This is a genomic window from Leptospira noumeaensis (assembly GCF_004770765.1).
Taxonomy (GTDB): Bacteria; Spirochaetota; Leptospiria; order Leptospirales; family Leptospiraceae; genus Leptospira_A; species Leptospira_A noumeaensis.
The window spans coordinates 201342-219661 of the sequence record NZ_RQFK01000023.1 but is presented as its reverse complement, the minus strand read 5'-3'; the positions used below and the strand labels follow the sequence as shown (position 1 = coordinate 219661).

20 protein-coding genes are annotated in these 18320 nt (G+C 39.6%); 11 read left to right on the top strand and 9 right to left on the bottom strand.

Annotated features, from left to right (window positions below; genetic code table 11):
* The first annotated feature begins 8 nt into the window (after positions 1–8).
* On the top strand, positions 9–302 hold the full coding sequence (locus EHQ24_RS07820) for a hypothetical protein (RefSeq protein ID WP_135601107.1): 294 nt from the start codon (positions 9–11) through the stop codon (positions 300–302).
* 162 nt (positions 303–464) lie between these two features.
* The gene (locus EHQ24_RS07815; RefSeq protein ID WP_135601106.1) at positions 465–857 is read left to right on the top strand and encodes a hypothetical protein; all 393 of its coding nucleotides are present in this window, start codon (positions 465–467) and stop codon (positions 855–857) included.
* 16 nt (positions 858–873) lie between these two features.
* On the opposite strand, the gene EHQ24_RS07810 is transcribed toward EHQ24_RS07815, so the two are convergent.
* A complete protein-coding gene (locus EHQ24_RS07810) occupies positions 874–1695 on the bottom strand; it encodes a hypothetical protein (protein ID WP_135601105.1) in 822 nt (273 codons plus the stop codon).
* Positions 1696–1779: 84 nt separating this feature from the next.
* On the opposite strand from EHQ24_RS07810, the gene EHQ24_RS07805 reads away from it, so the two are divergent.
* Positions 1780–3087: an ATP-dependent 6-phosphofructokinase gene (locus tag EHQ24_RS07805; protein ID WP_135601104.1), complete on the top strand. Its 1308-nt coding sequence runs from the start codon at positions 1780–1782 to the stop codon at positions 3085–3087.
* A gap of 8 nt (positions 3088–3095) precedes the next feature.
* On the opposite strand, the gene EHQ24_RS07800 is transcribed toward EHQ24_RS07805, so the two are convergent.
* Genes EHQ24_RS07800 through argB form a run of 3 tightly spaced genes read right to left on the bottom strand, consistent with a single transcriptional unit; the run spans position 3096 to position 6333 of the window.
* The gene (locus tag EHQ24_RS07800) at positions 3096–3686 is read right to left on the bottom strand and encodes a hypothetical protein (protein ID WP_135601103.1); all 591 of its coding nucleotides are present in this window, start codon (positions 3684–3686) and stop codon (positions 3096–3098) included.
* A gap of 16 nt (positions 3687–3702) precedes the next feature.
* The gene (locus EHQ24_RS07795) at positions 3703–5448 is read right to left on the bottom strand and encodes a SpoIIE family protein phosphatase (RefSeq protein WP_135601102.1); all 1746 of its coding nucleotides are present in this window, start codon (positions 5446–5448) and stop codon (positions 3703–3705) included.
* Between the two features lie 6 nt (positions 5449–5454).
* Complete coding sequence (gene argB, locus EHQ24_RS07790) at positions 5455–6333, bottom strand: acetylglutamate kinase (RefSeq protein ID WP_135601101.1); 879 nt, start codon at positions 6331–6333, stop codon at positions 5455–5457.
* A 20-nt stretch (positions 6334–6353) separates the two neighbouring features.
* On the opposite strand from argB, the gene EHQ24_RS07785 reads away from it, so the two are divergent.
* Positions 6354–7163: a carbon-nitrogen hydrolase family protein gene (locus EHQ24_RS07785; RefSeq protein ID WP_135601100.1), complete on the top strand. Its 810-nt coding sequence runs from the start codon at positions 6354–6356 to the stop codon at positions 7161–7163.
* On the opposite strand, the gene EHQ24_RS07780 is transcribed toward EHQ24_RS07785, so the two are convergent.
* Complete coding sequence (locus EHQ24_RS07780) at positions 7160–8053, bottom strand: alpha/beta fold hydrolase (RefSeq protein WP_135601099.1); 894 nt, start codon at positions 8051–8053, stop codon at positions 7160–7162. The genes EHQ24_RS07785 and EHQ24_RS07780 overlap by 4 nt on opposite strands.
* An 8-nt stretch (positions 8054–8061) precedes the next feature.
* Positions 8062–9192, bottom strand: coding sequence for an alanine racemase (gene alr, locus EHQ24_RS07775; RefSeq protein ID WP_135601098.1), 1131 nt, complete (start codon positions 9190–9192; stop codon positions 8062–8064).
* Between the two features lie 55 nt (positions 9193–9247).
* On the opposite strand from alr, the gene EHQ24_RS07770 reads away from it, so the two are divergent.
* The 5 genes from EHQ24_RS07770 (at position 9248) to EHQ24_RS07750 (ending at position 14283) form a co-directional block, all read left to right on the top strand.
* Entirely contained in the window at positions 9248–10450 is a 1203-nt protein-coding gene (locus EHQ24_RS07770) for an aminotransferase class V-fold PLP-dependent enzyme (protein WP_135601097.1), read from the top strand.
* 26 nt (positions 10451–10476) lie between these two features.
* Positions 10477–11421, top strand: a complete 945-nt coding sequence (locus EHQ24_RS07765; RefSeq protein WP_135601096.1) for a bile acid:sodium symporter family protein — start codon at positions 10477–10479, stop codon at positions 11419–11421.
* A 34-nt stretch (positions 11422–11455) separates the two neighbouring features.
* Entirely contained in the window at positions 11456–11617 is a 162-nt protein-coding gene (gene rpmG / locus EHQ24_RS07760) for a 50S ribosomal protein L33 (RefSeq protein WP_081431684.1), read from the top strand.
* Positions 11618–11625: 8 nt separating this feature from the next.
* A complete protein-coding gene (locus tag EHQ24_RS07755) occupies positions 11626–12093 on the top strand; it encodes a TraR/DksA family transcriptional regulator (protein ID WP_135578051.1) in 468 nt (155 codons plus the stop codon).
* Between the two features lie 204 nt (positions 12094–12297).
* The gene (locus EHQ24_RS07750; RefSeq protein ID WP_135601095.1) at positions 12298–14283 is read left to right on the top strand and encodes a hypothetical protein; all 1986 of its coding nucleotides are present in this window, start codon (positions 12298–12300) and stop codon (positions 14281–14283) included.
* Between the two features lie 13 nt (positions 14284–14296).
* On the opposite strand, the gene EHQ24_RS07745 is transcribed toward EHQ24_RS07750, so the two are convergent.
* Together EHQ24_RS07745 and EHQ24_RS07740 are read right to left on the bottom strand one after the other, a co-directional pair.
* On the bottom strand, positions 14297–14791 hold the full coding sequence (locus EHQ24_RS07745) for a YiiD C-terminal domain-containing protein (RefSeq protein ID WP_135601094.1): 495 nt from the start codon (positions 14789–14791) through the stop codon (positions 14297–14299).
* Between the two features lie 64 nt (positions 14792–14855).
* On the bottom strand, positions 14856–16100 hold the full coding sequence (locus tag EHQ24_RS07740) for a methyl-accepting chemotaxis protein (RefSeq protein WP_208725733.1): 1245 nt from the start codon (positions 16098–16100) through the stop codon (positions 14856–14858).
* A gap of 69 nt (positions 16101–16169) precedes the next feature.
* Between EHQ24_RS07740 and EHQ24_RS07735 the strand changes: the two genes are divergently transcribed.
* Together EHQ24_RS07735 and EHQ24_RS07730 are read left to right on the top strand one after the other, a co-directional pair.
* Complete coding sequence (locus EHQ24_RS07735) at positions 16170–16481, top strand: hypothetical protein (RefSeq protein WP_135601093.1); 312 nt, start codon at positions 16170–16172, stop codon at positions 16479–16481.
* A 24-nt stretch (positions 16482–16505) separates the two neighbouring features.
* On the top strand, positions 16506–16877 hold the full coding sequence (locus EHQ24_RS07730) for a PAS domain-containing protein (protein ID WP_135601092.1): 372 nt from the start codon (positions 16506–16508) through the stop codon (positions 16875–16877).
* 2 nt (positions 16878–16879) lie between these two features.
* Here EHQ24_RS07730 and EHQ24_RS07725 read toward each other — a convergent pair whose 3' ends face one another.
* Positions 16880–18289 (bottom strand): AMP-binding protein, encoded by a 1410-nt coding sequence (locus tag EHQ24_RS07725; protein WP_135601091.1) that lies wholly within the window; start codon positions 18287–18289, stop codon positions 16880–16882.
* Positions 18290–18320 lie beyond the last annotated feature (31 nt).

Below are 18320 nucleotides of genomic sequence, written 5' to 3'. Positions count from 1 at the left end.
GGGTTCAGTTGAGTTTCATTCAAAACAACCACAACCATGGGTGGAAATCTGTCGCCAAAGGAACGCTAGGTGATGGGTTTTCTTTCCATTCCAAACTTGCCACTTGGTTACAGGATTATACCAATATACCCAAAGAAACGGAACTTGAAATTTTAGAAGTGAGTTGTGGGGAAGCCAGTTGCCCGACGGAAGAAACCATGATTGTTTGGAAGGATCACGAATTTCGAATTTCCAGGAAAAAAGAAAACATTTCTAAGATGGATGTGGATTTGTCTTGGAAACGATTTGTGAGTAAAGGGTAAAGTCCCGCACAAGGGATCGAAGCGAAAATCCTTTCCTAAATAGAAAAGTGATCGATACAAACATCATATTGGAAAGATTGAAGCGTAGAGCCCGGTCGTTATAAGATTGGGTTCTGGTATCACATCAGATTCGATGTGCCCAAAGGAAAAATAAATCAATTTATGAATTCACAAATTCAGTTTTTAAAAAACAATCCAAAGTATATTTTTTTAATCGATGGTCTAGGTGCCATCCTTTCGGGAGTATTACTTTCTCTCGTCCTTCCTTTGTATGTGGATTTACTCGGAATGCCAATAAACACATTGTATACTTTATCAATTTTACCTTTTGTATATGCCGTTTATTCTTTGTTATGTTGCGTTTTAAATCCTTTTCAGTGGAAATTTTATTTACGAGTAGTTGCGATCGCCAATTTTTTATACTGCGCTTTCACTATGTTTTATCTGGTTATGAATTTAGGCCAAACTACGATTCTATGTGAAATTTATTTTGTTTTGGAAATGATGGTGGTGGTGAGTTTAGCTAGTTTTGAATGGAAGTTAACGAAGGGTTAACCCAGAGTTAATCCACTCAATTTGAGTGAGAGGAAGCTGCTACAGGCATATAGTATTTGAGGCCTAAGTTTCCTTGGATCTCTGGAGCCCAAAGTTCGTCCAAGGTGCGACCTGCTTCTCTGGCGTTGAGAGGAACTCGCACCATACCTTCAAAGGTTAAATTGCTATTGGAAATACTGATCCCTGGTGTGATGTAAACTTGTCTTCCTACGAAGTTGGTTCTGGAAGGTTCTTGGGCTCGAATGGATGTATTGAGACGGTTATTGATGTCGTTATCAAAACGGTGGAGTTCAGAGAGTTGTAAGAAGAGTTCCCAACGAGAGTTTTTGATAAAGGAAAACAAGTTTCGATTGAGGCGGTATTTGATTCGCACCTTTGACTCGGCCACATCCACATACCCGGAAGCACCTTGGTTCATTGACATTCCCATACTTAGTCCTAGATCAAAGGTAAATCCATTTCTGTAATATACATATGTGACATTGGGTTGGTAAGAAAGGATGGCCGAGTTCATTCTCTCTGGCCTTACATCAAAGTTACCCTCTGGATTGCGGTAAGGATTGGTTGTAGAAAAAGGAATGACTGAAGAAAAAATTTGAATTCCAGCTATGGGATCATCTGATTTGGGAAGATTACCATCATAACCAAGTTCCAATTCTTTCGGGAAACGAAATGGGATAAGAATCGCCAAATTCCCGTTATGTGAACCGCCAACTTGGAATAAAGAAGCTTTAGGGTCTGAAAAGGAATAACTCGAAAAGAAGGGTAGACCCTGTGCCAAAAGACTGTAACTCGCGATGGTGACGAGAAGGGTAAGTAATACTGTCTTTTTTAGCATCTAAAAGCATTTCTGCCTTCTTTTCCTTAGTTTGGCAATGAAATTTGCTTTCCTCTCTCTCTTTTTTTGTTATAAGTTTGATCAATGAATGAAAATGATACCAAGGTTGAACAATTTGGCCCTTGCACCATTCCCAACCCAGCAGGGTATGACTACTGGACGGAAGACAACTCCGTCGTTCTTTTCCAAACCATATTTTCCGGCCCAGCCGATGCTAAAAAAACCGTAGAGACAAGTCCTGTATTCTTTGAACAGGCCGGCCCCAAAGAAAAGATCTACTTTCGTCCCGAAGAAGTCACCGCAGGGATTGTGACTTGCGGTGGACTTTGCCCTGGAATCAATGATGTGATTCGTGCTTTAGTGATGGAACTCCATTACCGGTACAAGGTGCCCCGAATTTTGGGTTTTCCTTTTGGATATGAAGGCCTCGTGAAAAAATTCGGGCATAGGCCAGTCGAACTCACACCAGATAAGGTGGCTCATATCATGAACTTTGGTGGTTCCATTCTCGGATCCTCTCGGGGGAACCAAAATATTGGAGATATGGTGGATACATTGTTTCTCTATGGCGTGAAGATGTTGTTTTGTATTGGTGGGGACGGAACCTTACGTGGGGCCCAGGCCATCCAAGAAGAAGTGCGGAAACGAAAAGAAGACATCGCCATAGTGGGGATTCCGAAAACCATCGATAACGATATCAACTATGTCCAAAAAACGTTCGGATTTTCGACTGCTTTTAGTAAGGCGGTAGAGGCTGTCAACTGTGCCCATGAAGAAGCAAAGGGTGCACCCAATGGAATTGGCCTTGTGAAACTCATGGGTCGTCATTCCGGTTTTATTGCAGTGAACTCGGCTTTGGCATCTAAAAACGTAAACTTTGTCCTCATCCCAGAACTTGATTTTGATTTAGAAGGAGAGGGCGCTTTCTTAAATGTCCTTAAAGAGAGAGTACAAAAACGCGGTCACGCCGTTGTGATTTTGGCCGAAGGGGCTGGGCAAAAGTTCTTTGAAGACAAAGGAGAAAAAGACCAGTCAGGTAACAAGAAGTTGGCGGATATTGGGATTTTTATCAAAGACAAAATTACAGAATACTTTAAAAAAGAAGGTGTGGGTCTCAATCTAAAATACATTGATCCGAGTTATATCATTCGTTCTGTTCCTGCCAATGCCGAAGATTCCGTGTTTTGTGGGTTTCTGGCACAAAATGCAGTCCATGCCGCCTTTGCAGGTAGGACGGGTTGTGTGGTAGGGATTTGGAACAATGTGTTTACAGTCATGCCGATTTCCCTTGCTATTGCGGAGAGAAAGGTATTACGTCCAGAAAGGAGTACTTTGTGGCGGGCGCTTCTCGCGTCGACGGGACAACCGAACTCGATGAAGGCGAAAGGCTGATCTTTAGATCAGCTATTCTCTACCTTTTTTTGAAACTTAAGGATATTGTCCCGGATCTCTTCTTCTTTTTTATGAAGTTCTTTTAGAAATTCCGTATCTAAAATCATTTCCGGTTTTTTGATGAATTTACTTTCATCATAGTTATCAATTTCGTATAACAGATCTTCTATGTTAGATTCTACTTTGACCAAACTTTGGATGGACTCCACTACCTTTTTGTTTACAAACAAAATTTCTTTGAATCGTAAAATGTAATGTTGGAATCTGTTATCGCGAATCATAGCTTGGCGTTGCATTTCTTTTACGATTTCGCGTTCTTTCAGAACTTCCTTTTTTTCCACAAGGATTTGGTTTTTAAAAATACGAATTAGATTTTCTGTTTCTAATTTATAATTTTCAAAACTGCTATTGTGGTTGTTTTGTAAGTCTTCCATCTGTTTGCGAAATTCTTTTTCTCGCAAACGATCCTGTTCTTTACGTAATTTGTCAGATGTTTGTAACGCGTTTTTGACACGTGTTTCGATGACAGCATCTAACATGGCTTTGTGCAGTTTATCCAGACGTAAGGTCACTGCCATTGCATATAAAATGCGTTTCATAAAAACTCCTCTATTACTAGTTTAGACGAATAATAAAGAGAGAAAGGTCATCGTGTGGCTCTGCTTCTCCCACAAATTCACTTACTTTTTGTAGAATGGCTTGTCTGATCACTTCTGGTGGATCGTTGATATGAGATAAAATGACTGATTCCAATCTTTCTTCTGAAAAAAGTTCTTCTTTCATATTCATGGCTTCAGTCACACCATCTGTATACAATACCAAAAGATCTCCGGGCAAATAACTCACAGTGTGTTCGGAGAATTCACAATTTCCAATCCCTAGTGGCTGGCCTTTGCCAGAGAGGTGTTGGATTTTATGATGTTTTTTACGATAGATGATTTGTAAATTATGACCAGCAGAAGAATAAGTTAATTCTTTTTTTGTCATATTGATTCGCACAAGCATTGCTGTGACAAACATTAGAAAACCAGATTTATCTTGTAAAACTTGGTTGGCGTTAAAAAGAGCTTCACTTGTAGAAGTGGTTTTCGAAACCTCTTGTTGTAAAACCGTTTTGGAAAATTCCATAAAGAGGGCAGCTGGTGTTCCTTTTCCAGACACATCTGCTATGATCACGGAAACCTCATCTTTTCCATGAACCACCATATCATAGAAGTCTCCCCCAATTTCTCTTGAGGCTTGGTAATAGGTATCGAACTCTAAAAGTGAATATTGTTTTGGAATGATAGGGAGTGAATGTTTTTGGATCATGGCAGCCACTTGCATGTCGCGGTCGATGTTTTTCAAACGTTCACTTTGTATCTTCACTTGTAGAGCAGTGTAGGCTTCTCCAACTTGGTTGGTAAGAGTTCGTAGAATTCGAATGTCCATCTCATCGAACCTAGTGCGAGATGTTTTATCGGAAACAACTAGGGAACCTAACCATTCTTTGTTTTTCAGAATGGGAAAAAGAATCATACTGTGTTGGAATAGACCCTTATGTGTGAGTTGGATTCCTTGCGGTGAATTGGCGGTGATGATTTTGTAGCCTTTGAACATCCAATCCGCTTTGTCTGCAAAAAGTAGGTCTTCCACATCTTCGTCATGGATTTGATCGGAAAATCCTTTGGACTTTGATCTAGGGAGACCTTTCTTTTCAATTTTTTCAAAGTTAAGAGTGACCCGGTCTACTTGTAAAACTTCCGAAATGGTTTTGACTGCCAAATCCATAAATTCATCAGAACTTTGGATATTGGCAAGGGCCTGGGAGATTTTAAACAAACCATTCAGTTCGGTAGCACGTAAATTGAGACTATCAATGAGAAGGCGGTTTTTGACTGCAATGGCTGCAAGGTTCGAAAGGTATTTTAGAATTTTAATGTCGGTATGATTAAAATCACGATTGTCAAGAGAGTTGACTGCTTCGAGTACACCTTGTACTTCACCTTGGGCAATCATAGGAACACAAAGTAGATTCCTTGTAACATAACCAACTGTTTGGTCGATGGCTTTAAAAATCCTTGGGTCGTTGGTAGCATCGTTGACTATTTCTGGTTTGAGAGTTTCGAGAACCATCCCTGCAATCCCTTTCCCCCTAGGAACTGTTAGGTGAGCGAGAGATTCTTCTTTTAAACCACTAGTTGTATTAAAAACCAACTGATCGTTTTCTTTATCATAGAGGAGTAGGGAAGAACCTTCGGTTTGTAAAACATCCCGAGTGATTCCCATAATTTCACTAAGAAGTGTATCCAAATCTTCATGGGAATTGATGCGGCTAGTGATGTCTGAAATCAGACCTAATGTCAGTAATTTAGTAGGCATTCGAATCTATCCTTGTTCGATCAAACTTCCAATCCCTTGGTTGGTTAAAATTTCAATTAATACGGAATGAGCAACTCGTCCGTCAATGATGTGGGCTCTTTTGACTCCAGAGTCAATGGCTCGCAAACAACACTCTACTTTTGGTATCATGCCACCAGAGATCTGTCCAGTTTTTATATGCCCGTGAATGTCAGCCTTTTTGAGACCGGTTACCAACTGGCCATCGATGAGGATGCCTGGTGTGTCAGTGAGTAAAATGAGTTTGTCTGCATGCAGTGCTTCGGCAATGGCTCCTGCCATGGTATCTGCATTGATATTTAAAGTTTGTCCTTCTTTGGACATTGCCACTGGCGAGATGATAGGGATAAAACCTTCACGTTGTAAGGTGAGTAAAATATTGGGATCAACTTCTGTCACTTCGCCCACAAGTCCTAAGTCCACTTTCTGGACTTTTCCATCTTCCGTTTCCACTTCCATCAGGTATTTTTCAGCGATGGCAAGTCCTCCATCTTTTCCAGAGAGCCCAACGGGTTTTCCGCCTTTTTCTTGGATGAGAGAAACAATTTGTTTGTTTACTTTTCCTGTAAGAACCATCTCCACCACTTCCATTGTGGCTTCATCCGTGACTCTATGGCCACGAATGAACTGGGTATTGAGGTTCAGAGACTTGATTAGAGCATTGATTTCCGGTCCACCACCGTGAACCACAACAGGATTGATCCCTAAATACTTGAGGAGTACAATATCTTCAGCAAAAGATGCTTTTAATTCTTCTTCCACCATGGCAGCCCCACCATACTTGATGACAATGGTTTTCCCAGAATATTTGATCAAATAAGGAAGTGCTTCCAAGATATGATTGATTTTTTCGGAATGGTGGTTCATAAAAGTCCTCATTTATGATAATGAAATTTAAAGCCGCCGCAGTGCAAGTCACAAGTACAGCAAGAATCTCAAATAACCTAACTAAGTGTAGGCAACTTGTGGAAGAGGCAGCAAATGCGGGAGCAAAAGTCATAGGCCTTCCCGAAAATTTTTCTTTTATGGGAAGTGAATCTGAGAAAAAAAATCTCCTGGGCCAAATCGAAGAAGAGACCAATGCCTTTTTACGAGAAACGGCAAAAGACCTTGGGATCTATCTCCTTGGAGGTGGATTTCCCACTATGGCTCCTACAGGAAAAGTTTTTAATACGGCTGTCCTAGCTGATCCCAATGGCAAAGAAATCTTTCGGTATCACAAAGCCCATCTCTTCAATGCAGTAGTCGGAGACGGATTCAATTATAGCGAATCCAATTCCACAGAAAGTGGAGGCAAGGTTCCCGATGTCATCCAAACCGAATATGGAAAAATTTCCTCAGCCATTTGTTATGACATTCGTTTTCCAGAGTTATTTCGAGCACTTTCTGAAAAAGGAGTGGAACTTTGTTTTTTACCAGCAGCCTTTACAGTTCCTACGGGAGAGGCCCATTGGCATGTTTTACTTCGTGCTCGGGCCATCGAAAATTTTATGTATGTCATCGCACCTGGGCAAACAGGAACGCATGACCCACATGGAAATCGCAAAACATTTGGACATTCTCTCATCATCTCTCCTTGGGGAGAAATTTTAGATGAGATAGACAAAGAAGAAGGATTTGTTATTGCTGAAATCGACTTGCAAAAGTTAGGCGAAATTCGAAACCAACTTCCGAGTTTAAATCACCGTTTGTTTTAGAAAAAAGACTTCTTTGTGGAAGCGACCTTTTTCATTAGAATAAAATCTTTCATCACTTTTTCTGCGGCTTGTTTTTTTTCCATGTGTACAAAATGTCCGCATTCAGAAAATAAAACCGCTTTGACATGAGGAGTGGTTCTTTCGAGTTCCATCACATGTTTTCCTGGAATGATCGGATCCTCTTCTCCTCGCATGATGAGGGTAGGAACTTGGTTTCCAAAAACTATGGGGCGAATGTCAGTTCTATCTAACATTTCTAAAATCATTAAAATTTGTCTTGGATTCAAACATTCAAATTGTGGGTTATAGTCTTTGAGAAATTGTTTGATATCTTCTCTTGCATGGAAGGCAGAAGAATCATAAACCCCATAAGAAAATCCAATTTGTAAGGCTTTGGGAAGGGACTTACCCAATTTAAATCCAAAGTCAAAAAAACTTCCTAAGTTGGCTCTAAGTCCCACCACCCCAATTTTTAAAATTCCAGGAACGGGCCCGTGGACAAATGGTGCAATGGAGATCACTTGTTTGATCCTTTGTGGAAATAAAGAAGCAATGGCGAGAACTGCCATCCCTCCGGTCGAATGACCCACAAGGGTGATGTCTTTTTCACCAGCCGAAGCCCAAATTCCTTGTGCTTGTGTTTCTAAAAAATCTTGGAGGGTGAGTCCTTTTTTTTGGTCAAAAATTTCTGCCGGATAATGACCGACTAAGTCGAGTTCGATGACATCTCCAAGCTGACGAAAAAAAGGAATGTTTAGGCCCCAATACCCAGCTGCAGAACACCAACCACCAATGAGGACAATTGTTTCTTTTGCCTTTGGATTGAGTGATTTATGTTTAACGTAAGTTAGCCTATGATTTTTCCAATTATAAATTTGTCTTTCTGACATAAAATCCTCTAGTCTTCGATGATACGAGGGAAAGATCCCAAAATTCTTGTGACCACTTCGTAGTTGATGGTTCCAGTCCAGGATGCATGGTCGTCCGCCGAAATCATTTCGTTTCCTGATTTTCCGAGGATGACCACATCATCTCCGAGTTTTGCATCTGGAATATGAGTGATATCAAGCATTGTCATATTCATACAAATCCGACCTAAAATTTTTGCCCGTTCGCCGCGAATGAGCATATACCCTTGGTTCGAAAGTTTTCGATCTAGTCCCTCATAATATCCGACGGGTACAACTGCCAATTTTGTATCGTGTGTGGTTTTATAAGTGGATCCGTATCCAATAAAAGTCCCTTGGTTTAGGTTTTGGATGTGTTGGATTTGTGTTTTCCAACTGAGTGCTGGTTTTAACATCCCCACATCTTTTTTCATAAGAGATAAGGATAGTTTTGTTTCAAGACTTGGCCATAGTCCGTATAAAGAAATTCCCACTCGAACCAAATCCATCCTTGCTTCTGAAAATAACATGGCAGATGCTGAAGAAGCGCAGTGGCAAATTAGATCGATAAACCCGTGTTTAGCGAATGTATCTATGGTTTCTTGGAACTTACTGAGTTGTAACATAGAGTAACTATGTTCTGTAAAATCTTCGGTGCTCGCAAAGTGTGTGGCTATTCCTGAAAGAGGGAGTTTTTTTTCAAAAATTTCTTTGGCAAGGGCTTCCGCATCGGTTATGGGAATTCCAAGTCTTGACATTCCCGTATCTACTTTTAAATGGATTTTGGGAGTGGGGGAAAGTTTGGATAAAATTTCGATTTCTTCGATCCGAGAAACCATCACCCAAAAATTTTCATCTGCCAAAGATTCCTTTCTCTCTTTTAGATCGGGAATGCTACCCATAATGAGAATGGTGGCTTTCGTAAATACACGTCGTATGGAGAGGGCTTCTTCTAAGGAGTTGACTCCCAAATAGTCAGCACCCGCATCGAGGGCAATGGAGGCTGTGGCAAGGAGTCCATGCCCATAAGCATTGGATTTAATGATGGCTGTAAACTTGGTTTTTGGCCCGATCAGTTTGCGGAATAGGGCAATATTATGGCTAAACGCCGAACGAGAGAGGTAAATCCGAGAAGAGAGCACTGTCCCATTTTTTTTTACTTTTCTCTTCTGTCGCTTCAGATATTTCTATTTTTGAATGCTCTCCCAACACACTGAACTTCCGTCTTTCCCTCCTTTTGATTCTTGGAAAGGGATCTCCCAGTATTTCCCCGTACAGAACGATTCTGTTTGGTTGAATTATTGTGGAACCACACCTGTTTCCACTTATGCCATCGAGATGATGAATCTCTACTTCCAGGAATATGCAAGGTTCGGAATTTTTGCTCCCAGTTTTGCCGAACCCACAATCAAATCTGCCATCCGCGGATCCATTGCTGAAATTTTGAATTGTGATCCCTCAGAGATAGGCATTGTACATAACACAAGTGAGGGGATCAATCTTTACTCCCATAGCATCCAAATCCCAAAGGGAAAACGAATCCTTGTTTTGGAAAACGAATACCCAAGTAATGTTTATCCTTGGGAACATTGGAAAGAAAAGGGAGTGGGGCTTGATTTTATTCCTGTGGGTAAAACTCCCGATGAATTTTTAACGAACCTCAAAACCGAATTAGATAAAGGGGATGTGTTCATCCTTAGTTTATCGCCTGTTCATTGGTGTACGGGAGTGGTTTTTGATATGGAAGCCGTATCCATACTTTGTGAAACTCATTCGACAAAACTTGTGATTGATGGAAGCCAAGCAGTCGGTCATATCCCACTCGATTTTAGAAAACTAAAAGTGGCGTTTTGTGCTTTTGCTGCATGGAAGTGGTTACTTGGCCCACTAGGACTTGGTGTCGTGTATTTATCCAAAGAAGAATCCAAAGGATTCAAACTGATCTTTAAAGGCCAGGCGAGTGTGGTGAACGATTCCAGTTATTTTCCGTATCGGGATGAATGGAAACCTGCAGCCGACCAATTTGAACAAAGTACAATCAATTTCAATGATTGGATTTATTTTTATGCATCCCTACGGATGTTATCGACTCTTGGGTTTTCTCGGGTTCGGGAACGGATTTATGAAGTTGCGGGGATGTTTAAGGATGCACTTCATGATCTTGGTTTTACTTTAGAATCAGATACATTTCCCCAAATAAAAACAGGGATTCTTGCCATTACTGGTCATAAGGATTCGTCCAAGTTCCAACCAGAAGCCATCCAGGCCTTTTTAAAACAGAGGAAAATCACAACAGCAGTCCGTCTGGGAAGGTTACGTTTGGCTCCTCATATTGCCATTGAAGAAGAACACGTGGCCCGTGTGAAAGAAGCTCTAAACGACTACTTAAAACAAAATTAGGCGAATCAAGTACCTTAGGTTTGATGATGTTCACAAAAATTTCTAGACTGATTGTCACTGCGTTTCCCCTTGTTCTTCTACTCATCTCAGGGATTGGATTTTTATTTCCTGAAAAAATCATTTGGTTTAAAGGTTCTTGGATCACCTATAGCCTCGGTGCCATTATGCTTGGGATGGGGCTTACTTTGGATGCAGAAGATTTTATTCGTATCTTAAAACAACCAAAACCCATTCTCATTGGAACTATATTGCAATATACGATTATGCCAATCCTTGGATATTCTCTAGGGTTTTTGTTCCAACTTCCGGAAGCATTTGCTGTGGGACTCATCCTTGTTTCTTGTTGTCCTGGTGGGACCGCATCCAATGTGATTGCATTTTTGTCCAAAGCGGATGTGCCTCTCAGCGTTACCTTAACTTCTGTTTCTACAATCCTTGGAATCCTTATGACTCCCTTTCTGATTGCCGTTCTCATAGGGAGTCGATTGGAAATAGACCGTGTAGGTCTTGTATTGACTACCTTCCAAGTGATTTTAGTTCCTGTAGGATTGGGTTTATTTTTAAAATCAATGTTTCCAAAACTGACAAAAGAGGTTCAGGATTTTTTTCCCGTACTTTCTGTACTCTTGATTGCAATGATTGTGGCTTCGATCATTGCCAGTGGGAAAGATACCATCCTGCATTCGGACTTTCGTATCTTTTTTGCAGTCATCCTTTTACACTTAGGTGGGTTTGGACTGGGTGGGATTTTTAGCCTGTATCTGACAAAGAACGCAAAAACTGCCAAAACCATTTCGATTGAAGTAGGGATGCAGAATTCGGGGCTTGGGGCCGTGCTCGCAAGGACTCATTTTCTCGATCCGAACACCGCAATTCCTAGTGCTTTATCGAGTTTGACCCATTCCCTTTTGGGGAGTTTGTTTGCTACCTATTTCAGAAGGGAATTAAAAAAACCAGCTATTGTCGATTGACTATATATGGGGTCGGTACGTCATGGCATAAATTATGAGAGAAATCATAAAACTAACCTGTGTCCCATGTGCGATACCTGGGCGGTCAAATTACTTCCAGACTAAAAACAAGAAGACAAAGTCGGAAAAACTTGTGACTAAAAAATATTGCAAATTTTGCAAATCTCATACAGATCACAAGGAATCCAAAGTCTAAGGATTAAGATGCCGAAACCAGCTGCAAAATCTTCATCAGCAGAGAAGGGAGTGGACAAAAAGTTCATTGAAGAGGTGCGAGAGCTCCTCCAAGAGAAAAAAGAGTCCCTCCTGATCAAGCTCAACCAATGGGAAGACACTAGTTCGCCTTCTGGATTGAAAGAGATGGGAGATATTGCGGACATTGCATCCGAACTCAATTCAGAGGCCTTAACTTCTGTTTTGACTGAAAACGAAATTGAAACTCTGCGCGAGATCGAACTGGCGCTAGAAAAAATAGAAAACGGAACCTATGGGATCTGTGAAGGAACGAAGAAAAAAATTCCGATCGCAAGACTCAAAGCCATTCCGTGGACAAGATTTACTGTAGAGTTTGCAGAACAAATGGCCAAAAGCCGTAATCGTGCCGGTGGATACCGCATGGATTCTTTATCTGCATATCCTGCAACTGGAATGGACGTGGATTCTCTCGACTAAGAGAAAATCCCTGATTCTTTTCTAGACAAGTTCTCGCACAAAGTCCGAATTCTCCCGATTCCTTTAAATTTACAATTGATTCACTGAGCCAGGCTCTAAACTCTTTCTATCGTGAGTTTTCTAGGCCGACTTCGCTCTTTACCCATATCCGATCTCCTTTTCTTTTTTTTCTGCACCTTCTCTGTTTGGAGCCTCCATCGGTATGTGGAACCGGTTCCGGGAAATCAATTCTATCCATCCTTTCTCTTACAATTTGCCTTTGGATTTTTTCCCCAAATCTATCAGAGGAAATGGGGAAGGATCTTCACAGCTCTTGGAGTATTTACTTTCCTTCGTCTGCCTTATCTTTCTGGTCTTCCTATGGTTGGTTCTTACCAGCTCGTTGGTTTGTTTCTCGGCTCCATTCTTGGAATCTGGACAAGAGAAGTGGTTCTTGTCCTTCTTGGGAGGAATGAAATGGCCCTCCCCAAACAATCCGAACAAATTCTTACCGATTGGATGATTCGTAATCCCACTGGGAAATCCAATCTCCCCATTTGGTATTCTACCTATTTTGGGTTTATCTTCTTTCTTTGTCTTTTGACAGTGCTTTGTCTTTTCCAATACCAAGGTCTAGGGCTTGTGACTGGCCTTGGGATCCAAGAGTACATTTATTTCCCTTCTCTTTCTTCCAGAGAAGCCATGGGACTTTCTTGTAAAATTCTTGTTCCTACTTCGTTTGTGATTTTATATTTATTTTCCGAAGAACGTTCTATGCCAACTCCATCTAAGGATAGTTTGTCGGAACAACTTCGGTTTGGATTGTTTTTAGGTTTGGGAATCAATTTACTTGTGATGTGCATCCAATCCATTTGGAGTTTGGATTTTTTTTCTGCGGGTACTTTAGAAAGTGTAAAGGTTGGGCGTACCACAGGACTTTTTCAAGACTCTGGATCGGCTTCTTGGATTCTTCCTGTATTGTCTCTACTTTGGATTTCGAAACTCATTCGGAATTGGCGTAAATCTAAAGAAAGATTTAGTTTGGTTTTGGCGGTTCTTTCGTTTTTATTTGTGACTTGGCTTGGTCTAAAACAAGGCAAAGCATTTTGGGTGGTCTGGGGTCTATCCATAACGATTGGAATGATCCATCTAACCACTGATTTGTGGATCATTTCTCTCACCAAAAAAAGAATCACTCGAGTGGGTTTGTATTTACTCATTCCTATTTTGGGTTTTTTGACTCTATACGGACTCAGTTTTCTGCAAAAAAATTGGGATCTGGTGGAATTATCTAAACGAACAATGGAAGCACTTCCTATTTTGAAAAAAGATCCTTATTTGGCTCTCAAACGAATGGACTTAATGCGAGCGGAACTTTTGACCATCTGTCTCGAAGGGATCAAAAACAATCTTTGGTTAGGAAATGGAATAGGATCTTTCCCTCTTGGTCTTCTTGATCCTTTCCGGATAGGAACAAAAACTACAAATGAAATGATCGATTTTCCACCTAACTTCTTTTTGTGGTTAATACATGATTTCGGAATTTTAGGGAGTATTGTTTTTTTCTTTTTTATCTCTGTGTTTTTATGGGAGAGAGGGCTTTGGAAACAAAGTTTACTCCTTGTTTTGCCGTTTTTTTTTGGAGTACAAATCCAAAACTCGGACGGGGCTTTTCTTTGTTTTTACTTAGTGTTACTCGGAGAAAAAGGAACAGGATTTTCCGCCAGTTTTGATAAATTTAGAAAAACAATTTGGTTTTCACCCTTACTCCTGATCCTTTCCATAGGCCTTCCTTTAAACTACGCATTGTTTTATTCTCAGAGGTACTGGGATTTGGGTATTGGATCTGAGTTTAGAAAAAACCAATTGCGAGAATACCAAGTGGCAGCGACCCTCCCTCCAAGATCACCTAACTTTGAATATGAATTTCATGGGAAAGTTTGGGAGTGGAAACTTTCCGAATTTGGATCTGCTAGATCGGGAAGGATATTTTTAGAAACCACAGATAAAAGCCCAGTAGTCGAAGTTATTTTTTTGAATTCCCAACGAATGACCATGAAACAAGAGTTATTTACCGAAACTAAATATGGGTACTCCTGGTCCGGAGAAAGTCCTAGTGGGGCGAGTTTTTTCCGTTTAAAATCTAGATCTAAATTAGAATTTCGATTGCCCAGATCACAGTTTGATGGGAACAACCGAATCCAATTTTAAATAATTTAGAAAATTAAACTAACCTTCGGATGTATAAATCCTTTGTGATTTTGGCGACGGTTTTCCCGTCTTCACCAACCACTTGGGTTTCGTAGGTTCGAATGGTTTTTTTCTCTTTTTTTAAAAGTTCTTTTAAGTTTTCAAATTCACTATCTGGAATATGGAAGGTGGCTGTTACCGTACCTTCTCCGGGTTTTACAAAATCAATTTTGGCACCTTTGTCCCAAACCATATAATCTTTTCCCAAATTCATCATAAGTAAAAACATAAAAAATGGATCACACATAGAATAAAGAGATCCGCCGAAATGAGTCCCCACATAATTCGTGTTTGATAATATGAGTGGCATAGAAACTACCATCGTATTTTTATCCACAAGTTTGGGTAAGATGTTGGCACCTTCATAGGGTTTAAACATCCGAAAGGCCTGTTCAAAACCATAAGTTTGTTCTAAAAATTGCCATAAAGGATGGACTTTGTATTCCAAAAGGATTTCTCTGTGTCTCATAAATCCAATTGAAAACCTTAGAACGATTGGTCTACTATTTCTTTTTACTTAAAAAAACAAAAAATCAAGAAACACCCAAAATTTCGTCGGTTTGATTTGAAATTTCTTTGAGTTGTCTTCTTAGGTTTCCTGTGAGTTCTAAAATTCCACGTTGTGCACTATGAATCTCTTCGCATTCTTTTTGAATGGTATCGGAAAGTCCTTGTACATCTTCCAAATTTGTATGAATGGTTACAATTTCACCATAAACTTCACCGGATGTATCCCTCACTCGTTCTGCTACATCATCCAGAGTTTTCGCTTTTGATAGAATGGCAGTACCTCGCGATTTTAATTCCTGAATGGATTGAATGACTTCAGCAATGGTTCCGTGGACTATATGGATTTCATCAGCAATGAATTGAAATGCATTGCCTGATTCAATGCCTAATTTTTCTGCTTTCCCATAATCATTGATATTTTCTTTTAAAATTTTTGTGATTTGTTTTGCGTTGTTTGCGGTGACTGTTGATAGTTTTCCAATTTCATCTGCAATCACAGTAAAACCTTTACTTTCCGATCCAGAATGTGTGGCTTCAATAGCTGCGTTGATGGCAAGCAAGTTTGTTTCTTTGGAAACCCCGTTGATAAAATCGATCAACTTCAAAATGTTTCCAGAGGATTCACTAAATTTTTTAATCGTTTTATTTGTGTCTGCAACTTTAGTCCTACCATCCTTACTTAAAAAAACTAAATTCTCCATTGTTTCATCCCGGCTTTGGATTTCTGCGATGACTATGTTGACAATATCAAACATGATGTTGATTTCTTCCGATGTTTTTCCTACGGCTTCCATAAGTTTAACTTCTTCCGTTGCGAGTTGGGAAACAATTTGATACACACGGTCGATATCTTGCCCTGTGGTATGAATTTTATCGTTTAAGTCAACTATATGTTGGTTGATAGCATCCAACCGATTTTGGAGAGAGGAACAATTTTCTAATAATGATTCAGAATAATCTTGTATATCGATCCCGAATCCTGATAGTATCAGCACTGGATCCAAAGTTTGAGACTTTTCGCCAACCCATAACTTTAACATTTTTCTTTTTTTGTATGATAAATACAAAAATGATAAGGTGAGTGCAAAAGTCGTTATACCAATAAAAATCGGGAGGGGAAGAGGGAAGGCCGCAATCATAAGTTGCAAAATGACAGTTGCCACAAACCCAATTAGTATTGTTACTAAGAATCCATCCAGACGATTCAGTTGGTTAGATATCTCATATTTTTCGTTAATGACTTCGAATTTGTTCTTATTATTTCCCATTTGAGTCGTTCATTTTTTTTATTTTTTTTTAGAGAAATTGGATCATTCCCCTATCTAATGCATTAGACTATGATATTTACCAAAAGGGAAATTGAAGAACACTATCCACTTGAGGAGCGTTTGCGTTTAGAAAAAGCTAAATCGCAAAACTCTGTAATTTACTGGATCAATGAACTTGTTCGCAATCAAGTGAATGGTGCAGAAGATGTAACCAGTCTCATTGAAGTCACAAAGGATTTGATCTCACAAATAGAAGCTTTGTATGCGGAAAAAGAAAAATTGTTAGAACAAACAAAAACTAATTCCATAGAAGAAGTGATTGGGCTTATCCACGGCATGGAAGAACAATTGAATTCTATGTATTCAGAATACGAAACTTAAAAAAAACAAACAGGAATGTAATTAATGAGCAAATTCATAGACCCAAATATCCTTGGCAAACTTGGAACGCTAACTCAAGCCGAAGCTGATGCAGCGTCATTTGGAATCGTAAAAGTAGATGAAAATGGGAAAATATTGTTATACAATAAATATGAGTCAGTACTTGCAAATGTACCCATTGAAACAGCAGTTGGTAAAAACTTTTTTACAGAAGTTGCAATTTGTACCAATAATAGAATTTTTTATGGTAGATTTAAAGAAGGGATGGTTTCGGGCAACTTAGACATCACTTTTAATTACGTTTTTACTTATAAAATGAAGCCAACAAACGTAGTGATTCATTTGTATTATGATCTCCCATCTGACACAAATTGGATTTTTGTAAAACTAAGATAAACTTATTCCAATAAATAGAGTTTCTCTTTTATATATTCCTCTATCCCAGAAGCACTGGCAAAATAACCAGTTCGTTTGTCTTCTTCTGGGATTTTATGATTTATTTTTTTTTCTAATCTTAAAATTAAATCCGCGTATTGAATCGAATCCATTCCATAGTCATAAACTAAATGTTGGTTCGGATCTGGTTGTATTCCTAGTATGGATTCTAAAATTTCGAGAACGCTGGTTTGGGAATTGGTAGGTTCATTCACTTTTAAATTTAACTTTTCATTTTTTAAGGATTGATATTCCTCAAAACAAAGTTTGATGATGGTTGGATAATCTGGTTTCCCATTGGGAAGTTTTGGCAAAGAAGGATAGGTGAGTAACACCTTTGGAATATGACTTTCTGGTAGCTCCCTTCGCAAAATTTGTAAAATTTCAGGTTTCGAATTGTTTCCTGAATAAAATAAACCAATTGTATCGCCTAATTCGTCAGCTACGGGAACACAGACAAATTCTCCTCCTAAACCCAATCCCAAAATTTCAGATTCAATTCGGTCTAAGGAAACACGTTTTCCATTGTGTTTGATAATTCGGTCTTTTCTTCCGAGAAGAAACCATCCTAAATCAGTTAAGTTTCCTAAATCACCTACAGAATAATATTCGCTAGGTGGTGCGGTTTGTTTTTCCCAACCATTCTCTTTTAAAAGAAAGGATTGATGAGATAAAAAAGGGCTTCGAATTTGAAGTTCTGTTTCAGAGATTCCTTCTTCTAATTGAACTTTAGTTTCTATATCGGTAAGGATTTGAAATCTGTTTTGTCTGAGTGGGTCTCGAAACCCAATCCCGCCCGTTTCCGTTGATCCGTAAATTTCGGTCACAGAGATCCCACCTAATTCTCGCAGGTGTCGAGCCAGCGGAACAGGAAATTTCATTCCTGAAACAACTGCCGTGAGGGGAAGTGGGATTTTTGAGTCTAAGGCTCTTTGTAATTGTGGTGCTGATGTGATCCATAAATCCCCAGCTGTAGGACTTGAGGTCCATTGGATTTGGATTCCCAGTCGTTTGGGGATTAAATACCCCCAGAGCAGTCCATACAAATGGCAGAGGGGAACTAACACTTGGACTTTACTCGTCTGACTTAAAAGTGTTTTGAGTTCTGATACATTTGTCCAATAGGTAATTTCTTTTTGAATTTCTTCCCATTCCTTCCATACCATTTTAGGAAGCCCAGTCGAACCAGAGGTCACGAGGCAAAAAGAATTTTTAGAATTTAAAGTAGGGAGTGGAAATCGATGTAGATGGTTTTCCAAAACCGTTCCTTTCCAAAGTGGATCCACTAGGATGGGTTGGTTTCTTTCTAAATCGAATTCAAAGTTTCCAGATAAAAAGTATTCGGAGTCAGCAAAACGAAGGACAGAGGCCATAAACAAAAAATCCTCCCCCCAGGATTTGGAG

Bases quoted from the DNA above. Each gene is read 5' to 3' on its own strand.
- EHQ24_RS07785 (WP_135601100.1), top strand. From the start codon at position 6,354: ATGAAATTTAAAGCCGCCGCAGTGCAAGTCACAAGTACAGCAAGAATC.
- EHQ24_RS07740 (WP_208725733.1), bottom strand. From the start codon at position 16,100: ATGGGAAATAATAAGAACAAATTCGAAGTCATTAACGAAAAATATGAG.
- EHQ24_RS07765 (WP_135601096.1), top strand. From the start codon at position 10,477: ATGTTCACAAAAATTTCTAGACTGATTGTCACTGCGTTTCCCCTTGTT.
- argB (WP_135601101.1), bottom strand. From the start codon at position 6,333: ATGAACCACCATTCCGAAAAAATCAATCATATCTTGGAAGCACTTCCT.
- EHQ24_RS07780 (WP_135601099.1), bottom strand. From the start codon at position 8,053: ATGTCAGAAAGACAAATTTATAATTGGAAAAATCATAGGCTAACTTAC.
- EHQ24_RS07745 (WP_135601094.1), bottom strand. From the start codon at position 14,791: ATGAGACACAGAGAAATCCTTTTGGAATACAAAGTCCATCCTTTATGG.
- EHQ24_RS07815 (WP_135601106.1), top strand. From the start codon at position 465: ATGAATTCACAAATTCAGTTTTTAAAAAACAATCCAAAGTATATTTTT.
- EHQ24_RS07810 (WP_135601105.1), bottom strand. From the start codon at position 1,695: ATGCTAAAAAAGACAGTATTACTTACCCTTCTCGTCACCATCGCGAGT.
- EHQ24_RS07755 (WP_135578051.1), top strand. From the start codon at position 11,626: ATGCCGAAACCAGCTGCAAAATCTTCATCAGCAGAGAAGGGAGTGGAC.
- EHQ24_RS07800 (WP_135601103.1), bottom strand. From the start codon at position 3,686: ATGAAACGCATTTTATATGCAATGGCAGTGACCTTACGTCTGGATAAA.
- EHQ24_RS07795 (WP_135601102.1), bottom strand. From the start codon at position 5,448: ATGCCTACTAAATTACTGACATTAGGTCTGATTTCAGACATCACTAGC.
- EHQ24_RS07725 (WP_135601091.1), bottom strand. From the start codon at position 18,289: ATGGCCTCTGTCCTTCGTTTTGCTGACTCCGAATACTTTTTATCTGGA.
- EHQ24_RS07770 (WP_135601097.1), top strand. From the start codon at position 9,248: ATGCTCTCCCAACACACTGAACTTCCGTCTTTCCCTCCTTTTGATTCT.
- EHQ24_RS07735 (WP_135601093.1), top strand. From the start codon at position 16,170: ATGATATTTACCAAAAGGGAAATTGAAGAACACTATCCACTTGAGGAG.
- EHQ24_RS07805 (WP_135601104.1), top strand. From the start codon at position 1,780: ATGAATGAAAATGATACCAAGGTTGAACAATTTGGCCCTTGCACCATT.
- EHQ24_RS07730 (WP_135601092.1), top strand. From the start codon at position 16,506: ATGAGCAAATTCATAGACCCAAATATCCTTGGCAAACTTGGAACGCTA.
- rpmG (WP_081431684.1), top strand. From the start codon at position 11,456: ATGAGAGAAATCATAAAACTAACCTGTGTCCCATGTGCGATACCTGGG.